Here is a 15,662-nt window from a genome sequence, read left to right as displayed (position 1 = left end):
AGACTATTTCTCGAACGGTTTGATAAAGCTGATTTTAGGCTCTTTCCACGGACCTTCGACGCGGTAATGCACACTGGCATAACGCGCCACGCGATCACCCAGCAGACGATCAACCAGGAACAACGCGCCACCGACCGCCGGCGCCCCGACAATCAAGGCGGCCAGCGGCAGGTTGTTGGTCACCGGCAAGGTCACCTGCAGTTTCGCATCAACCCGGTCACGCACCATGTCCAGGGTGCCATCAAGCTCGAAATTGCTCGAAGGACCGGTCACGGTGATCGGCTCGCGGGTGACATAAACGCCTTCGCTGGCCACCAGCAGACCTTTGACCCGGTCGTAACTCAGGCCCTTGTCGAACAGGTCGGAGAAGTCCAGGCGCAAACGCCGGCCAATCGAGTTGAAGTTGAGCAGGCCAAACACCCGCAGGGCCTGGGCGCCGCCCTCGACTTCAACAAACTGGCCTTTACGCAGGGCGGCATCGAGGCTGCCGGAGAGCCGGCCAAGGCTGACCCAGGCCGGTGATCCTGGCCAGCGCGCATCGACATCCATGCGAAAATCGCGGCTGGTGACGGTCGGGGCAAAATTCCACGCTTTGAGCACGTCGGCCAGGTTCTTGCCCTCGATGCGCCCCTTGTACCAACTGCCGCTGGCGCCCGGAGCGCCTTCCCAACCGCCATTGCCGTCGATCTGCAGGCCTTTGAGGCTGAGGTCCAGGTCATTCAGGGCGATACCCTTGGCGGTCGAACGTACCTTGACCGCCGCGCTGCCGAGCAGATCATCGCCGCGGTACAACTTGTCGATACTCAGATCGATGGAAGGAATCTTGCGCGGATCGATGTTAGCCATCGGATCAGGCGCGTTGGGCACGATCACCTCAGCCGGATCTTGCGGCGGCAGGTGAAGGGTCTGCAGGTTCACCACCATCGGCGCGCCTTTGGCGTCAGGCAGGCGTGCGTTGCCGATGACTTCCTTGCTGTCCAGGCGCAACGCCCAGTTGTTCGGATTGCGATCCAGACGCACCACTGCCTGGTTCAGGTCAAGGCCGCCCCCCTTGAGCCGGGCGATGCTCAAGTCAACACCGCGCAATAGCTGGCGGGCACTGCCGCCCGGGTCATTGCCGGCCAGGCTGTCCATTTGTTGCTGCCAGGGTGCGAGGTCAAGTTCCGCCAGCTTGCCGCGTACCTGCACACCTTGAGCGCTGGGCAATTGCGCGCTGCCACCGCCAAGCACCAGTTCGCCACGGCCCTGGTCGAGTCTGTCCATGGGCGCGGCATAGAGCATGTTGGCGACATCGGCGTAGCTGACGCTGAACCGCCGTTCAGGCCCTTGCAGGGTCATGCCGAACTGACTGTCGCGGGTTTCTTCGGCGGTCTTGCCGAAGGGTGCAGGCAGGTTGATGGCCAGCCCCTTGAGACTGGAGTCAACCTTGAGCTGATTGTCTCGGCTACCCAGATTGAGCTGCAACTGATAGGGCAGCTCGCCGGATAATGGCAAGGCCTGCTTGACCTGCAACCATTGGGTCAGGGCGCCGAGCGCCACCTGGCCCTTGGCCTGGACCCGCGTTTGCAGCTCACCGGGTTTGCCCTCGGCAAAGATCTGCGCGGTAATCGGCTTGTCGAATACCCGTGCGCTGATGTTCTGGCCGCTGAGGCCCTTGCCGTAGTCGAAGCGGAACGCGCCCTTGAGCTGGTTCAGCTCGATCACCGGGGCGGCGATTTTCAGACTTGCATCGCTGGTGTCGAAATCCACCACCACCTGCGGTTGCTGGCCCTTGGCCAAGGGGATATCCAGCTTGAGCTTGCCCTTGAGGCTACCCTGACCTTCCCAGCCTGCGAACAGCGCAGCAGTGCCGATCGGCGCTTCCTGGAGGATTTTCAGGCCATCGCCCAAGCCGCCATCGAATGCTCCATCCAGGTACATATGCGTGTGCTCACCACTGGCAACGTGGGGAATGTTGACCTGCACATCGCTGACCTTGGTATCGAGCAATTGTCCGCGTTTGGCATTGACGCGCACACCATCATCGTCGATGTACACATCACCATCGACCTGCTGCACTTGCGGCCAGCCAGGCTGGAAGTCGAGCGCGGCATCATGGACCTTGAAAAACAGGCTGATGCTGCGCGCCTGTTCGGATGCACCGTGATTGAGCGAGCCCTGGTACTGGAAATAACCTTCGTCGACCGCGCCCTTGAGAATGGCGGTACGCAGCCATTCATCCAGCGCTGGGCTGAGGACTTCGGGAAGGTACTTGGCGGTGTAGCGACCATCGCCATCGACCAGGCCGACACGCAAGTCCATGTAGTCTTCACGTGTTTCATCGAATAGCAGACGGATGAGGAAGTCACCGGCAATCTTGCCCTCTTCGCCCAACACCTTCAGGTAGGGGGCGATGAGGGTGAAACCTTCCTCATCGAGGCGCCAGGTCAGGCGCGCATTGGCCTTCTGGTAATTCCACGGTTTGGCGAAGATCGGGTAGAGATGAAGCATGAAAGCGTCAGTGTCGAGGTGCAATTCGCCATGACCGAGGTCGCCGCTGATGCTGCCGCTGACGTTGCCCGCCGCCGGAGCACCGTGATAGGCGCTGAAGCCCACCCGCTCCAGATTGGCAGCAAAGCTCAGACGCTGATCCCCGGTTGCCTTCGGGCGGATATCCAACAGGACATTGCGCAGGCTGCCCTTGACCTTCAGGCCCTCGACCACCGCCATGACCTTGTCCGGCAACGGTGCCAGCGACTGGATCAGCGGCGTGAGCGGGGTCAGGTCGAGGCGATCGGCCTGGATTTTCCAGGTTTCTTCACCCTTCTCACTGGCAGCGTTCTGATTCAGTTGCAGGTGCGATTCCCAACGGGTCTTGCCCAGGCTCATGGCCAGCGAATCGAGTTGCACATCAAAACCTTGTTCGCGGCGCTGGAACCAGCCATTAAGCGCGAGGTTTTCCACCTTGGCCTCTTCACGACCGGCATAGGCGCCACGTAACTGCGGTGCATTCAGGCGAACCACAGTGCTCTGTAGCTGGCCCTTGCTCCAGTTCAGCCAGAACTCGCCCCCGGCTTTCAGCTCCTTGGCCTGCCATTGCCCGAGCAGCTGCGGCGGCAACCAGCGCGCCCAGTCACTCTGGGGCAAGCTGAGGTAGGCATCGAGCTGGCCATCACGCCAGTGCGCCGGACGCACGCGGCTGCGCACGCTCATGGCCACGGGCTGACCATCAGGCAAGGTCAGGCGTGCATCCAGACGCTGGCGAACGCTGCCGGTTTGCAAGCCAATGTTGACGTAAGTGAGAGTCATCGGATCGCGCTGGAACGGCTCGAGGGTGACCTGACTGTCGAGCACAGTGATCTTCGCCACCGCTTGCATTTGCTCCAGCAACTGCTGTGGATCGAGCGGCTTGTCGTCGGTTTTCGGCAGACCGTCGAGGGTCCAGGCGCCCTGTTCATCTTCATGCAGGCTCAGGTGCAGGCCACCCACTTCCAGGTTGGCCAGGCGCAACTGACGCTCGCTGAGGCTGGCCCACAGATCCGGCACCACCTTGACTCCGTCCAGGCGTAACGCGGTGACACCCTCGCCCACCTGGATATCGTTGACCACCAGCACCGGTGCCAGGCCGCTCCAGTGCCCTTCCAGGCTGCCAATATGCACAGGTATGCCCAAAGCCTGCTCGGCTTTGTCTTCGACTTCGGCGCGGTATTCGGCCACCAGCGGCACCAGTTGCCGGCCCAGGCTGACATACAGCGCGACCAGCACAGCCAGCAAGGCACAGATCCCCAGGCCCCAGCGGGTCATCGCGCCCAGAACGCGGATCAGACGCTCCATGGCAATGGCCCTCCAACTCGAGCCTTAACTATGGCCGCAACCGGGCGCTTTGCCAGCCCGTGCAGCAGCCCGGTGCGTTCAAGCCTCAGAGCAGCACCACATCGTACTGCTCCTGGGAGTACATCGACTCGACCTGAAAACGAATGGTGCGGCCGATGAACGTCTCAAGCTCGGCGACGTTGCCCGACTCTTCATCCAGCAGCCTGTCGACCACCTTTTGATTGGCCAGCACTCTATAGCCTTCGGCCTGGTAGGCACGGGCTTCGCGCAGAATTTCGCGGAAAATCTCGTAACAAACTGTCTCCGGGGTTTTCAGCTTGCCGCGCCCCTGGCAGCACAGGCAGGGTTCGCACAGCACCTGCTCAAGGCTTTCGCGGGTGCGCTTGCGCGTCATCTGCACCAGACCGAGTTCGGTAATACCGATGATGTTGGTCTTGGCGTGGTCGCGTTCGAGCTGCTTTTCCAGGGTGCGCAATACCTGACGCTGGTGCTCCTCGTCTTCCATGTCGATGAAGTCGATGATGATGATGCCGCCGATATTGCGCAGGCGCAGTTGCCGGGCAATGGCGGTGGCCGCCTCCAGGTTGGTCTTGAAGATCGTCTCTTCCAGGTTGCGGTGACCAACGAATGCCCCGGTGTTGACGTCGATGGTCGTCATCGCTTCGGCCGGATCGACCACCAGGTAGCCGCCGGATTTGAGCGGCACCTTGCGGTCCAGCGCCCGCTGGATCTCGTCTTCGACGCCATACAAATCGAAGATCGGCCGTTCGCCCGGGTAGTGTTCGAGGCGGTCGGCGATTTCCGGCATCAGTTCGCCGACGAACTGCGTGGTTTTCTGGAAGGTTTCCCGCGAGTCGATGCGGATCTTCTCGATTTTCGGGTTGACCAGATCGCGCAGGGTACGCAAGGCCAGGCCCAGATCCTCATAGATTTCCGTCGGCGCGCCGACCGTCTTGATCTGCGCACCGATCTGATCCCAGAGCCTGCGCAGGTAGCGGATGTCCATGAGGATTTCATCAGCCCCGGCACCTTCGGCGGCGGTACGCAGGATGAAGCCGCCGGCATCCTGGATGTTTTCCTGGGCGACGCAGTCGGTCACCACCTGTTTCAGGCGCTCTCGTTCGGCTTCGTCTTCGATCTTCAGGGAAATGCCGACATGACTGGTGCGCGGCATGTACACCAGGTAACGCGAAGGGATCGACAGCTGGGTCGTCAGCCGCGCGCCTTTGGAACCGATCGGATCCTTGGTGACCTGCACCACCAGACTCTGCCCTTCATGCACCAGGGCGCTGATGCTTTCCACCGACGAGCCTTCGCGCAGGGAGATTTCCGAGGCGTGGATAAAGGCGGCGCGATCCAGGCCGATGTCGACGAAGGCTGCCTGCATCCCCGGCAACACGCGAACCACTTTACCCTTGTAGATGTTGCCGACGATGCCACGCCGCTGGGTGCGTTCAACATGCACTTCCTGAAGAACACCGTTCTCCACCACCGCCACGCGTGATTCCATCGGTGTGATATTGATCAGAATCTCTTCACTCATGGCAGGCTCTCGTCAAAGGACTTCAGTAATGATGGATCGCTCGTGGGCGACTGGCTAGCAGCAGTCTTGTCCTGTCCTCGCTCAACGGGCCGACAACGGTTGCCAACAGGGAATGGCGAATTGTCCGAGCAGCTCGGCAGTCTCGCTCAGCGGCAAACCCACCACTGCCGAATAGCTGCCTTCGAGGCGTTGCACGAACACCGCGCCCAGGCCCTGGATGGCATAGGCGCCGGCTTTGTCCAGCGGCTCGCCGCTGGCCCAGTAAGCTTGGGCTTCTTCGCTGGAAATCGGGCGAAAACGGACCTGGCTGGTGACACATACGCTCAGGCAACGCTGCTGATCGGCGACCGCAACGGCCGTCAGCACCTGATGCTCGCGGCCCGACAGCGCGGCGAGCATGGCCAGGGCATCTTCGCGATCAACAGGTTTGCCCAGGATCTGCCCATCGAGCACCACCGCGGTGTCGGCGCCAAGCACCGCCAGGGCAGCATTCGCCTCACACGGCAGCAGCGCAGCCAGTCCGGCGCTGGCCTTGGCCCGCGCCAGGCGCTCGACGTAAGCCGGCGCGGCCTCATTCGGCAGCGGGCTTTCGTCGACCGAAGCACTGAGCGTGGTGAAGGGAATGCCGATCTGGGTCAGCAATTCCCGGCGGCGGGGTGAACCAGAGGCCAGGTACAGCGGGGTCATCGTGACTTCTCCCTGTCAACGTCGGGAAGCGGGCTCAGTTGATGCTCAGACGCAAGCGCAGCCCACGCAGGGCGAAGCTGATCCACGGCCAGAGCAAGGCGCTGATGACCGCCGACCAGATCAGCGCCAGGGTCGGCAGGCGGTTGCCGGTCAGTGCACTCAGCCATAGCTGCACCAGCTGGGCCAGACCAAAGACCACCAGGATCACCAGGCTTTGCTGCCACATCGGGAACATCCGCAGGCGCTGTTGCAAGGTCAGCACCAGGAAGGTAATCAGGGTCAGCACCAGGGCGTTCTGCCCCAATAGCGTGCCGTACAACACATCCTCGGCAAGGCCCAGGACAAACGCCGTGGTCATGCCGACCTTATGCGGCAGGGCCAGGGTCCAGAAAGCCAGGAGCAAGGCCAGCCACATGGGTCGGAAGACTTCCATGAACTGCGGCAACGGTGAAACGCTGAGCAGCAGGCCAAGCGCGAACGTCAGCCAGACCACCCAGCCGTTTCGACTGCGAGTACTCACCATCAGTGTCTCTCCCGGGAAGGGGTCGCGGCAGCGCCGCTGGCAGCAGCCGGAGCTGGCGCCGGGGCTGCGGGTACGGCTGCTGGCGACGCGACTGGAGCCGGGTTGGCAGGCGTTGCCGGAGCCGTTCCGGGCGCTGGAGCTGGAGCTGGAGCTGGCGTAACAGTAGTCGCGCCAGGCTGTGCGGCCTCAGCATTGCCAGGCAAGCCCTGACGATCAGCAGCTTCCTGGGCCATGGCAGCATCGGTGGCACGCTGTTCGGGGGTACGGCTGTCGGTAAACACCAGCAACAGGTAGCGGCTGCGATTGAGGGCCGCAGTCGGAACCGCGCGAACAATGGCGAACGGCTGACCGGAGTCGTGAATCACTTCTTTTACCGTGGCCACCGGATAGCCGGCCGGGAAGCGCTGGCCCAGGCCCGAGCTGACCAGCAGGTCGCCTTCCTTGATGTCCGCAGTATCGGCGACATGGCGCAGTTCCAGGCGCTCCGGGTTGCCGGTACCGCTGGCAATCGCCCGCAGGCCGTTGCGGTTGACCTGCACCGGAATGCTGTGGGTTGTGTCGGTCAGCAACAGTACCCGCGCGGTATAAGGCATCAGCTCGACCACCTGGCCCATCAGGCCACGGGCATCGAGCACCGGCTGGCCAAGCACCACGCCATCGCGCTCGCCCTTGTTGATCAGGATGCGGTGGGTGAACGGGTTGGGATCGACGCCGATCAGCTCGGCGACCTCGACCTTCTCATTGACCAATGCCGACGAATTGAGCAGCTCGCGCAGGCGCACGTTCTGCTCAGTCAGGGCCGCCAGTTTCTGTACGCGCCCCTGCATCAGCAAAGCTTCGGTCTTGAGTTTTTCGTTCTCGGCGATCAGCTCGGTGCGACTGCCGAACTGGCTGGCGACACCCTGCCACAGGCTCTGCGGCAAGTCGGTGATGTGATAGGACTCCATCAGCACCAGCCCCATCTGGCTGCGTACCGGTTTGAGCAGGGTAAAGCGCGCATCGACCACCATCAGGGTGATCGACAGCACAACCAGCACGAGCAGGCGCACGCCCAGCGAAGGGCCCTTGGCGAAAAGCGGTTTAATAAGCCGCTCCTCGTGGACGACGATTCAAGAGGTCATTCATACGGCAACGCACCGGCCTGCTTGTGGATTGACGGAAAATGACGCCCACACGGACGTCAGCCCAGCACATACAGGTAGCACTGTGAGCACTACCTGTAAACCGGGCGGCATGATTGCTGCAGCCAGCTTACTCGCTGGAGAGCAGGTCCATGGTGTGTTTGTCCATCATTTCCAGGGCGCGGCCACCGCCACGGGCAACACAGGTCAGCGGGTCTTCGGCAACGATCACCGGCAGGCCGGTTTCCTGCGCCAGCAGCTTGTCGAGGTCGCGCAGCAGGGCGCCACCACCGGTCAGCACCAGGCCACGCTCGGCGATGTCCGAAGCCAGCTCGGGAGGCGATTGCTCCAGGGCGCTCTTGACCGCCTGAACGATGGTCGCCAGGGATTCCTGCAGGGCTTCGAGCACTTCGTTGGAATTGAGGGTGAAGGCGCGTGGTACGCCCTCGGCCAGGTTACGGCCGCGAACATCGACTTCACGCACTTCGCCACCTGGGTAGGCGGTACCGATTTCCTGCTTGATGCGCTCGGCGGTGGATTCACCGATCAGGCTGCCGTAGTTACGGCGCACGTAGGTCACGATCGCTTCGTCGAAGCGGTCACCACCGACACGCACGGATTCGGCATAGACCACACCATTGAGGGAGATCAGTGCAATTTCAGTGGTACCGCCGCCGATATCGACGACCATCGAACCACGGGCTTCCTCGACCGGCAGGCCGGCACCGATAGCGGCAGCCATTGGCTCTTCGATCAGGAACACTTCGCGGGCACCGGCGCCGAGGGCCGACTCACGGATGGCGCGACGCTCGACCTGGGTCGATTTGCACGGCACACAGATCAGCACGCGCGGGCTTGGCTGCAGGAAGCTGTTCTCGTGAACCTTGTTGATGAAGTACTGCAGCATTTTTTCGCAAACGCTGAAGTCGGCGATCACGCCGTCCTTCATCGGACGAATGGCAGCAATGTTGCCGGGCGTACGGCCCAGCATGCGCTTGGCTTCGGTACCTACCGCGACGACACTTTTCTGGTTGCCGTGAGTACGAATGGCCACAACAGAGGGCTCATTCAGGACGATACCGCGCTCACGCACGTAAATAAGGGTGTTGGCAGTGCCCAGGTCGATGGAAAGATCGCTGGAAAACATGCCACGCAGTTTCTTGAACATGGGAAAGTGACCCTAGGCAACGCGTGGGTAAAAAAGTGCGGCAAACTCTAACAACGGCGGGGATTTTGGGCAAGGCGCCAATATGTTAAATTGGCAGTTTTTCCGAGCAAGCCAGCACACAATCGCGGCCTTATGACCGTAAATCTGCCAGCATGTTCCTCATCGCGGACCAAATCCGTTTTTTGTTTCCCCAGGAGATCCCCATGGCGCTTGAACGCTGCGACGTGGAAAAGATCGCCCATCTGGCCCGACTGGGCCTGAATGAAGCCGATCTGCCACGCACTACCGATGCCCTGAACAGTATTCTGGGACTGGTCGACCAGATGCAAGCCGTCGACACCACTGGCATCGAGCCACTGGCGCACCCGCTGGAAGCCAATCAGCGCCTGCGCGCCGACGTGGTAACAGAAAGTAACCATCGAGACAGCTACCAGGCCATCGCCCCGGCGACGGAGAACGGCCTGTACCTGGTTCCGAAAGTCATCGAGTAAGGGAATAGAGCCTGCCATGCATCAACTGACCCTGGCCGAGATCGCCCGCGGACTCGCCGACAAAAAGTTTTCTTCCGAAGAGCTGACCCGCACCCTGCTGGCGCGGATCAACCAGCTCGACCCGCAACTCAACAGTTTCATCAGCGTCACCGAAGAGCTGGCCATCAGCCAGGCCCGCGCCGCCGACGCCCGTCGCGCCGCTGGTGAGAACGGTCCCCTGCTCGGCGCGCCAATCGCCCACAAGGACCTGTTCTGCACCCAGGGCATCCGCACCAGCTGCGGCTCGAAGATGCTCGACAACTTCAAGGCTCCTTACGATGCGACCGTGGTCAGCAAGCTGGCCGAAGCCGGCACGGTGACCCTGGGCAAGACCAACATGGACGAATTCGCCATGGGTTCGGCCAACGAATCCAGCCACTACGGCCCGGTGAAGAACCCGTGGAATCTTGAGCACGTACCGGGCGGTTCGTCCGGTGGCTCGGCGGCGGCCGTGGCTGCGCGCCTGCTGCCAGCGAGCACCGGTACCGACACCGGTGGCTCGATCCGACAGCCGGCTGCGCTGACCAACCTCACCGGCCTGAAACCGACGTACGGTCGTGTTTCGCGCTGGGGCATGATTGCCTACGCATCGAGTCTGGACCAGGGTGGCCCACTGGCACGTACCGCCGAAGACTGCGCGCTGCTGCTGCAAGGCATGGCCGGCTTCGACGCCAAGGACTCCACCTGCATCGATGAACCCGTACCGGACTACAGCGCCGGCCTGAACGGCTCGCTCGAAGGCCTGCGCATCGGCTTGCCGAAGGAATACTTCGGCGCCGGCCTCGACCCGCGCATCGCCGACCTGATCCAGGCCAGCGTCAAGGAACTGGAAAAGCTCGGCGCTGTGGTCAAGGAAATCAGCCTGCCGAACATGCAGCACGGTATTCCGGCGTACTACGTGATCGCCCCGGCGGAAGCCTCGTCGAACCTGTCGCGTTTCGACGGTGTGCGTTTCGGCTACCGCTGCGAGAACCCGGTTGACCTCACCGACCTGTACAAGCGCTCCCGTGGCGAAGGTTTCGGTGCCGAAGTACAGCGCCGGATCATGGTCGGTGCCTACGCTCTCTCGGCCGGTTACTACGACGCCTACTACCTGCAGGCGCAGAAGATCCGCCGCCTGATCAAGAACGACTTCATGGCCGCCTTCAACGACGTCGACGTGATTCTCGGCCCGACCACGCCAAACCTGGCCTGGAAAATCGGCGCCAAGAACAACGACCCGGTCGCTGCATACCTGGAAGACGTGTACACCATCACCGCCAACCTCGCGGGCCTGCCAGGCCTGTCGATGCCGGCCGGTTTTGTCGATGGTCTGCCGGTTGGCGTGCAACTGCTCGCCCCGTATTTCCAGGAAGGCCGCCTGCTCAACGTCGCGCACCGCTATCAGCAAGTGACTGATTGGCACACCCGCGCACCTACCGGCTTCTGAGGGATCACCACATGCAATGGGAAGTTGTCATCGGGCTGGAGATTCACACCCAGCTCGCCACCCAGTCGAAGATTTTCTCCGGCAGCGCCACCACGTTCGGTTCCGAGCCGAACACCCAGGCCAGCCTGATCGACCTGGGCATGCCCGGCGTGCTGCCGGTGCTCAACCAGGAAGCGGTGCGCATGGCCTGCATGTTCGGTCTGGCGATTGACGCCGAGATCGGCCAGCACAACGTGTTCGCGCGCAAGAACTACTTCTACCCCGACCTGCCCAAGGGCTACCAGATCAGCCAGATGGAACTGCCGATCGTCGGCAAGGGCCACCTGGACATCGCCCTCGAGGACGGCACGGTCAAACGCGTCGGCATCACCCGTGCGCACCTGGAAGAAGATGCCGGCAAGAGCCTGCACGAAGACTTCAGCGGTTCCACCGGGATCGACCTGAACCGTGCCGGCACGCCGCTGCTGGAAATCGTTTCCGAGCCGGACATGCGCAACGCCAAGGAAGCCGTGGCCTACGTCAAGGCGATCCACGCCCTGGTGCGTTACCTGGGCATCTGCGACGGCAACATGGCCGAAGGCTCGCTGCGTTGCGACTGCAACGTCTCGGTGCGGCCGAAAGGCCAGGTCGAGTTCGGTACCCGCTGCGAGATCAAGAACGTCAACTCGTTCCGCTTCATCGAGCGCGCGATCAACACCGAAATCCAGCGTCAGATCGAGCTGATCGAAGACGGCGGCAAGGTTGTTCAGGAAACCCGCCTGTACGATCCGAACAAGGACGAGACGCGCTCGATGCGCAGCAAAGAGGAAGCCAACGACTACCGTTACTTCCCCGATCCGGACCTGCTGCCGGTGGTGATCGAGGGTGCTTACCTCGACACCATCCGCGCCACCCTGCCGGAGCTGCCGCCGCAGAAGCGCGAGCGTTTCCAGAGCCAGTTCGGCCTGTCGGCCTACGATGCCAACGTGCTGGCTTCGAGCCGTGAACAAGCCGACTACTTCGAACAAGTGGTAGCGGTGTGTGGCGATGCCAAACTGGCCGCCAACTGGGTCATGGTCGAGCTGGGCAGCCTGCTCAACAAGCTCGGCCTGGAAATCGACCAGGCGCCGGTTACCGCCGCGCAATTGGGCGGCATGCTGCAGCGCATCCTCGACAACACCATCAGCGGCAAGATCGCCAAGGTGGTGTTCGAGAAGATGGCAGCGGGCGAAGGCGACGCCGACCAGATCATCGAAGCCGAAGGCCTGAAACAGGTCACTGACAGCGGTGCGATCGAGAAGGTGCTGGATGAGATGCTCGCGGCCAACGCCGAGCAGGTCGAGCAGTACCGCGCCGCCGATGAAGCCAAGCGCGGCAAGATGTTCGGCTTCTTCGTCGGCCAGGCCATGAAAGCCTCCAAGGGCAAGGCCAACCCGCAGCAAGTGAACCAATTGCTCAAGAGCAAGCTCGAAGGGTAATTCGCGTCGCCTGCTTATCGCTGGCAATGCCAGCTCCCACAGGATTTTTGCTATCCCTGTGGGAGCTGGCTTGCCAGCGATAGCCACCCCACGGAGCATCTACCCCCATGTGGCGTCCCCTCAGCGCACTCGCGCTCTTTACCCTGCTGGCCGGCTGCGCCAGTCACGATATCGATCCTCGCGGCTACGACAAATCCGGCACCGCCTCCTATTACGGCTCCCGTCACCACGGCAAACGCACTGCCAGTGGCGAGCCCTTCAATCAAAATGCCATGACCGCTGCCCACCGCAGCCTGCCCTTCGGCACCCGGGTCAAAGTCACCAACCTGAACAATGACCGTAGCGTGGTGGTGCGCATCAACGACCGTGGCCCGCACACCCGCGGCCGGTTGATTGACCTGTCCCGCGCCGCCGCAGAAAAACTCGGCATGATCCGTAGCGGAACGGCGCGCGTACGGGTACAAAGTCTCAGCGACTGACCCTGCAACGGAGCACGACCATTTTCGACCTGGCCGCCTTACCCACCTTCAGCCTGCTGCAACTGGCTTTTGGCTTGCTGCTGCTCGTCAGCGGCGCCGAGCTATTGGTGCGCTCCGCCCTGCGCGTAGCGTCCAGCCTGCAGGTCCGCCCGCTGATCATCGGTTTGAGCCTGGTGGCCTTCGGCAGCAGTGCGCCGCAGCTGACCGTCAGCCTGCAAGCGGCCTACACCGGCGCTCCGGATGTGGCGGTCGGCAGCGTGATAGGCAGCAACATTTTCAACATCCTGGTCACGTTGGGCCTCGCTGCACTGATCATTCCTTTGCGCGTTTCACGCCAGCTGGTACGCCTGGACATCCCGGTAATGATCGGCGCCAGCCTGCTGGTTTACCTGCTGGCATTCAACGAGCTACTCGGGCGCCTTGAAGGCGCACTACTGCTGCTTGGATTGCTCGCCTACCTGGCAATCCTCTGGCACCAGTCCCGTCACTATGCCCGGACCTTCCCGGCCCCCGGCCCACGACCGCAGCAAGGCAGCGGATTCTGGATCACCAGCCTGCTGCTGATGCTGTCCGGACTGGGCTTGTTGAGCCTGGCAGGACACCTGTTACTTGAGGCCGCAGTCGAGGTTGCGGTTGACCTGGGCCTGTCTGAACGGGTCATCGGCCTGACCGTGGTCGCGGTCTGTACCTCGTTGCCGGAACTGGCCACCTCGCTGATTGCCGCCCTGCGCGGCGAACGCGAGATCGCCGTGGGCAACGTCATCGGCAGCAATCTGTTCAACCTGCTGGCCGTGCTCGGCCTGACTGCGCTGGTGGCGCCAGAGCCGCTGTCGATCTCGCCCAACGCCCTGGATTTTGACCTGCCGGTGATGCTTGGCGTCGCCGCCTTGAGCCTGCCGGTGTTCTACTCCGGCTACCGGGTAACCCGCGCCGAAGGTCTGGTGTTTCTTGGCTTGTACCTGGCTTATGGTCTGCATGTGGTGGCCTTCACCACCGGCATGCCGCTGGCCACCCGCCTGGAAAAACTGATGCTGTTCTATGCACTGCCAGTGCTCGGGGCGTTACTGCTTTATACGACCCTGCGCGCCTGGCGCCGCCAACACTAAGGAAAACAATATGGGCGACACCACCAAAACCGGCGAACAGGTCCGCCGCCAGGTCATGGGCGATGCGTTTGTCGATCGCGCACTGGGCAATGCCACTGAGTTCACTCAGCCGCTACAGGACTTCGTCAACGAACATGCCTGGGGCAGTGTCTGGAGCCGTGAAGGCTTGCCACTGAAAACCCGCAGCCTGATCACCCTGGCTGCGCTGACGGCGCTCAAGTGCCCACAGGAACTCAAGGGCCACGTACGTGGCGCCTTGAACAATGGCTGTACGGTTGAAGAGATTCGCGAAGCGCTCCTGCATTGCGCAGTGTACGCCGGGGTCCCCGCGGCCATTGATGCATTCCGCGCGGCCCAGGAAGTGATCGACAGCTACCAGCAGAACTGATCGACCACCCCGTAAACAAGGCCGTCAGTCAGCAGCGACGGCGGCCTTGTGGCCTTTTTTCTTCAGCCAGAAGGCCACGCCCAACACCGCCAGCCACACCGGAATCAACAGCACCGAAATGCGGATGCCCGGCGTCAGGTACATGATCACCAGGATCAGCGCGAGGAAGGCCAGGCAGACATAGTTGGTCAGCGGATAGCCCCAGCTTTTGTAGAACGTCGTCTCGCCAGCAGCCTGCTTGGCACGGCGGAATTTCAGGTGGGTGATGCTGATGATGCCCCAGTTGATCACCAGCGACGACACCACCAGCGCCATCAGCAAGCCAAAGGCTTCAGCCGGCATCAAATAGTTGATCAGCACGCACAGTCCGGTCGCCAGCGCCGAGATCCCCAGCGCCGCCAACGGCACGCCGCGGTCGTTGACCTTGAGCAGACGCTTGGGCGCATCACCCTGTACGGCCAGGCCGAAGAGCATGCGGCTGTTGCAGTACACGCAGCTGTTGTAGACCGATAGCGCTGCCGTCAGCACCACCAGGTTGAGGATGGTGGCGACCAGATTGCTGTCCAGGGCATGGAAGATCATCACGAACGGGCTACCGCCCTGCACTACTTTCTGCCACGGATACAGCGACAGCAACACTGCCAGGGCGCCGATGTAGAAAATCAGGATGCGGTAGATCACCTGATTGGTGGCGCGCGGAATGCTGTACTTGGGGTTGTCGGCTTCGGCGGCGGTGATCCCCACCAGTTCCAGGCCGCCAAAGGAAAACATGATCACCGCCAGCGCCATCATCAGGCCGCTGATGCCATTGGGAAAGAAGCCGCCGTATTGCCACAGGTTGGCCACGCTGGCATCCGGCCCACCGTTACCGCTGATCAGCAGGTAGCCACCAAAGGCGATCATGCTGACGATGGCCACTACCTTGATCAGGGCAAACCAGAACTCCATCTCGCCGTAGACTTTCACCTGACTGAGGTTGATCAGGTTGATCACGACGAAGAAGATGGCCGCCGTCGCCCAGGTCGGAAAATCTGGCCACCAGTACTGGATATAGATCCCCACGGCCGTCAGTTCGGCCATGCCAACCAGTACATACAGCACCCAGTAGTTCCAGCCGGACATGAACCCGGCGAATTCGCTCCAGTAGCGGTGGGCAAAATGACTGAAAGTGCCGGACACCGGCTCTTCGACCACCATCTCACCCAACTGGCGCATGATGAAGAAGGCAATCAGGCCGGCAATTGCGTAACCCAGCAGCACGGACGGGCCGGCCAGCTGGATGGTCTGGGCAATACCGAGGAACAGACCGGTGCCAATCGCGCCACCCAGCGCGATCAACTGGATATGGCGATTTTTCAGCCCGCGGTGTAACCGCTCTGGGGTGATCTCGTCTTGCATGAAGTGTCCTCGAAGGTAAG

Annotated in this window: 13 protein-coding genes; 6 read left to right on the top strand and 7 right to left on the bottom strand. The window is 62.0% G+C overall.

What is annotated here, in order from left to right:
- Nucleotides 1-3: 3 nt before the first annotated feature.
- The 6 genes from AC07OF_RS03590 to mreB all read right to left on the bottom strand — a co-directional run bounded on the left by AC07OF_RS03590 (nt 4) and on the right by mreB (nt 8,855).
- A complete protein-coding gene (locus AC07OF_RS03590) occupies nt 4-3,813 on the bottom strand; it encodes a YhdP family protein (protein WP_495072579.1) in 3,810 nt (1,269 codons plus the stop codon).
- Between the two features lie 85 nt (nt 3,814-3,898).
- A complete protein-coding gene (gene rng, locus AC07OF_RS03585; protein ID WP_157193996.1) occupies nt 3,899-5,356 on the bottom strand; it encodes a ribonuclease G in 1,458 nt (485 codons plus the stop codon).
- Nucleotides 5,357-5,437: 81 nt separating this feature from the next.
- Nucleotides 5,438-6,043: a Maf family protein gene (locus AC07OF_RS03580; RefSeq protein ID WP_476445967.1), complete on the bottom strand. Its 606-nt coding sequence runs from the start codon at nt 6,041-6,043 to the stop codon at nt 5,438-5,440.
- A 34-nt stretch (nt 6,044-6,077) separates the two neighbouring features.
- Nucleotides 6,078-6,566, bottom strand: a complete 489-nt coding sequence (gene mreD, locus AC07OF_RS03575; RefSeq protein ID WP_038614423.1) for a rod shape-determining protein MreD — start codon at nt 6,564-6,566, stop codon at nt 6,078-6,080.
- Nucleotides 6,566-7,651: a rod shape-determining protein MreC gene (gene mreC, locus AC07OF_RS03570; RefSeq protein WP_495072650.1), complete on the bottom strand. Its 1,086-nt coding sequence runs from the start codon at nt 7,649-7,651 to the stop codon at nt 6,566-6,568. Before mreC ends, mreD begins: the two co-directional genes overlap by 1 nt.
- Nucleotides 7,652-7,817: 166 nt before the next feature.
- A complete protein-coding gene (gene mreB / locus AC07OF_RS03565; protein ID WP_008371426.1) occupies nt 7,818-8,855 on the bottom strand; it encodes a rod shape-determining protein MreB in 1,038 nt (345 codons plus the stop codon).
- Between the two features lie 203 nt (nt 8,856-9,058).
- On the opposite strand from mreB, the gene gatC reads away from it, so the two are divergent.
- The 6 genes from gatC (at nt 9,059) to AC07OF_RS03535 (ending at nt 14,244) form a co-directional block, all read left to right on the top strand.
- Complete coding sequence (gene gatC / locus AC07OF_RS03560) at nt 9,059-9,346, top strand: Asp-tRNA(Asn)/Glu-tRNA(Gln) amidotransferase subunit GatC (RefSeq protein ID WP_038614429.1); 288 nt, start codon at nt 9,059-9,061, stop codon at nt 9,344-9,346.
- 16 nt (nt 9,347-9,362) lie between these two features.
- Entirely contained in the window at nt 9,363-10,814 is a 1,452-nt protein-coding gene (gene gatA, locus AC07OF_RS03555) for an Asp-tRNA(Asn)/Glu-tRNA(Gln) amidotransferase subunit GatA (RefSeq protein WP_157194000.1), read from the top strand.
- 11 nt (nt 10,815-10,825) lie between these two features.
- A complete protein-coding gene (gene gatB / locus AC07OF_RS03550) occupies nt 10,826-12,271 on the top strand; it encodes an Asp-tRNA(Asn)/Glu-tRNA(Gln) amidotransferase subunit GatB (protein WP_157194002.1) in 1,446 nt (481 codons plus the stop codon).
- Nucleotides 12,272-12,378: 107 nt separating this feature from the next.
- Nucleotides 12,379-12,750, top strand: a complete 372-nt coding sequence (locus AC07OF_RS03545; protein WP_038614435.1) for a septal ring lytic transglycosylase RlpA family protein — start codon at nt 12,379-12,381, stop codon at nt 12,748-12,750.
- A gap of 62 nt (nt 12,751-12,812) precedes the next feature.
- Entirely contained in the window at nt 12,813-13,856 is a 1,044-nt protein-coding gene (locus AC07OF_RS03540; RefSeq protein WP_157194802.1) for a calcium/sodium antiporter, read from the top strand.
- 10 nt (nt 13,857-13,866) lie between these two features.
- On the top strand, nt 13,867-14,244 hold the full coding sequence (locus tag AC07OF_RS03535) for a carboxymuconolactone decarboxylase family protein (protein ID WP_157194003.1): 378 nt from the start codon (nt 13,867-13,869) through the stop codon (nt 14,242-14,244).
- A 24-nt stretch (nt 14,245-14,268) separates the two neighbouring features.
- On the opposite strand, the gene AC07OF_RS03530 is transcribed toward AC07OF_RS03535, so the two are convergent.
- Entirely contained in the window at nt 14,269-15,642 is a 1,374-nt protein-coding gene (locus AC07OF_RS03530) for an amino acid permease (protein WP_157194005.1), read from the bottom strand.
- Between the last annotated feature and the right edge of the window lie 20 nt (nt 15,643-15,662).

The sequence above is a fragment of the Pseudomonas sp. GW821-FHT10B02 genome, from assembly GCF_059415665.1.
Note: the sequence above shows the minus strand (reverse complement) of the source record. Positions and strands in the feature narration are given on the sequence as shown.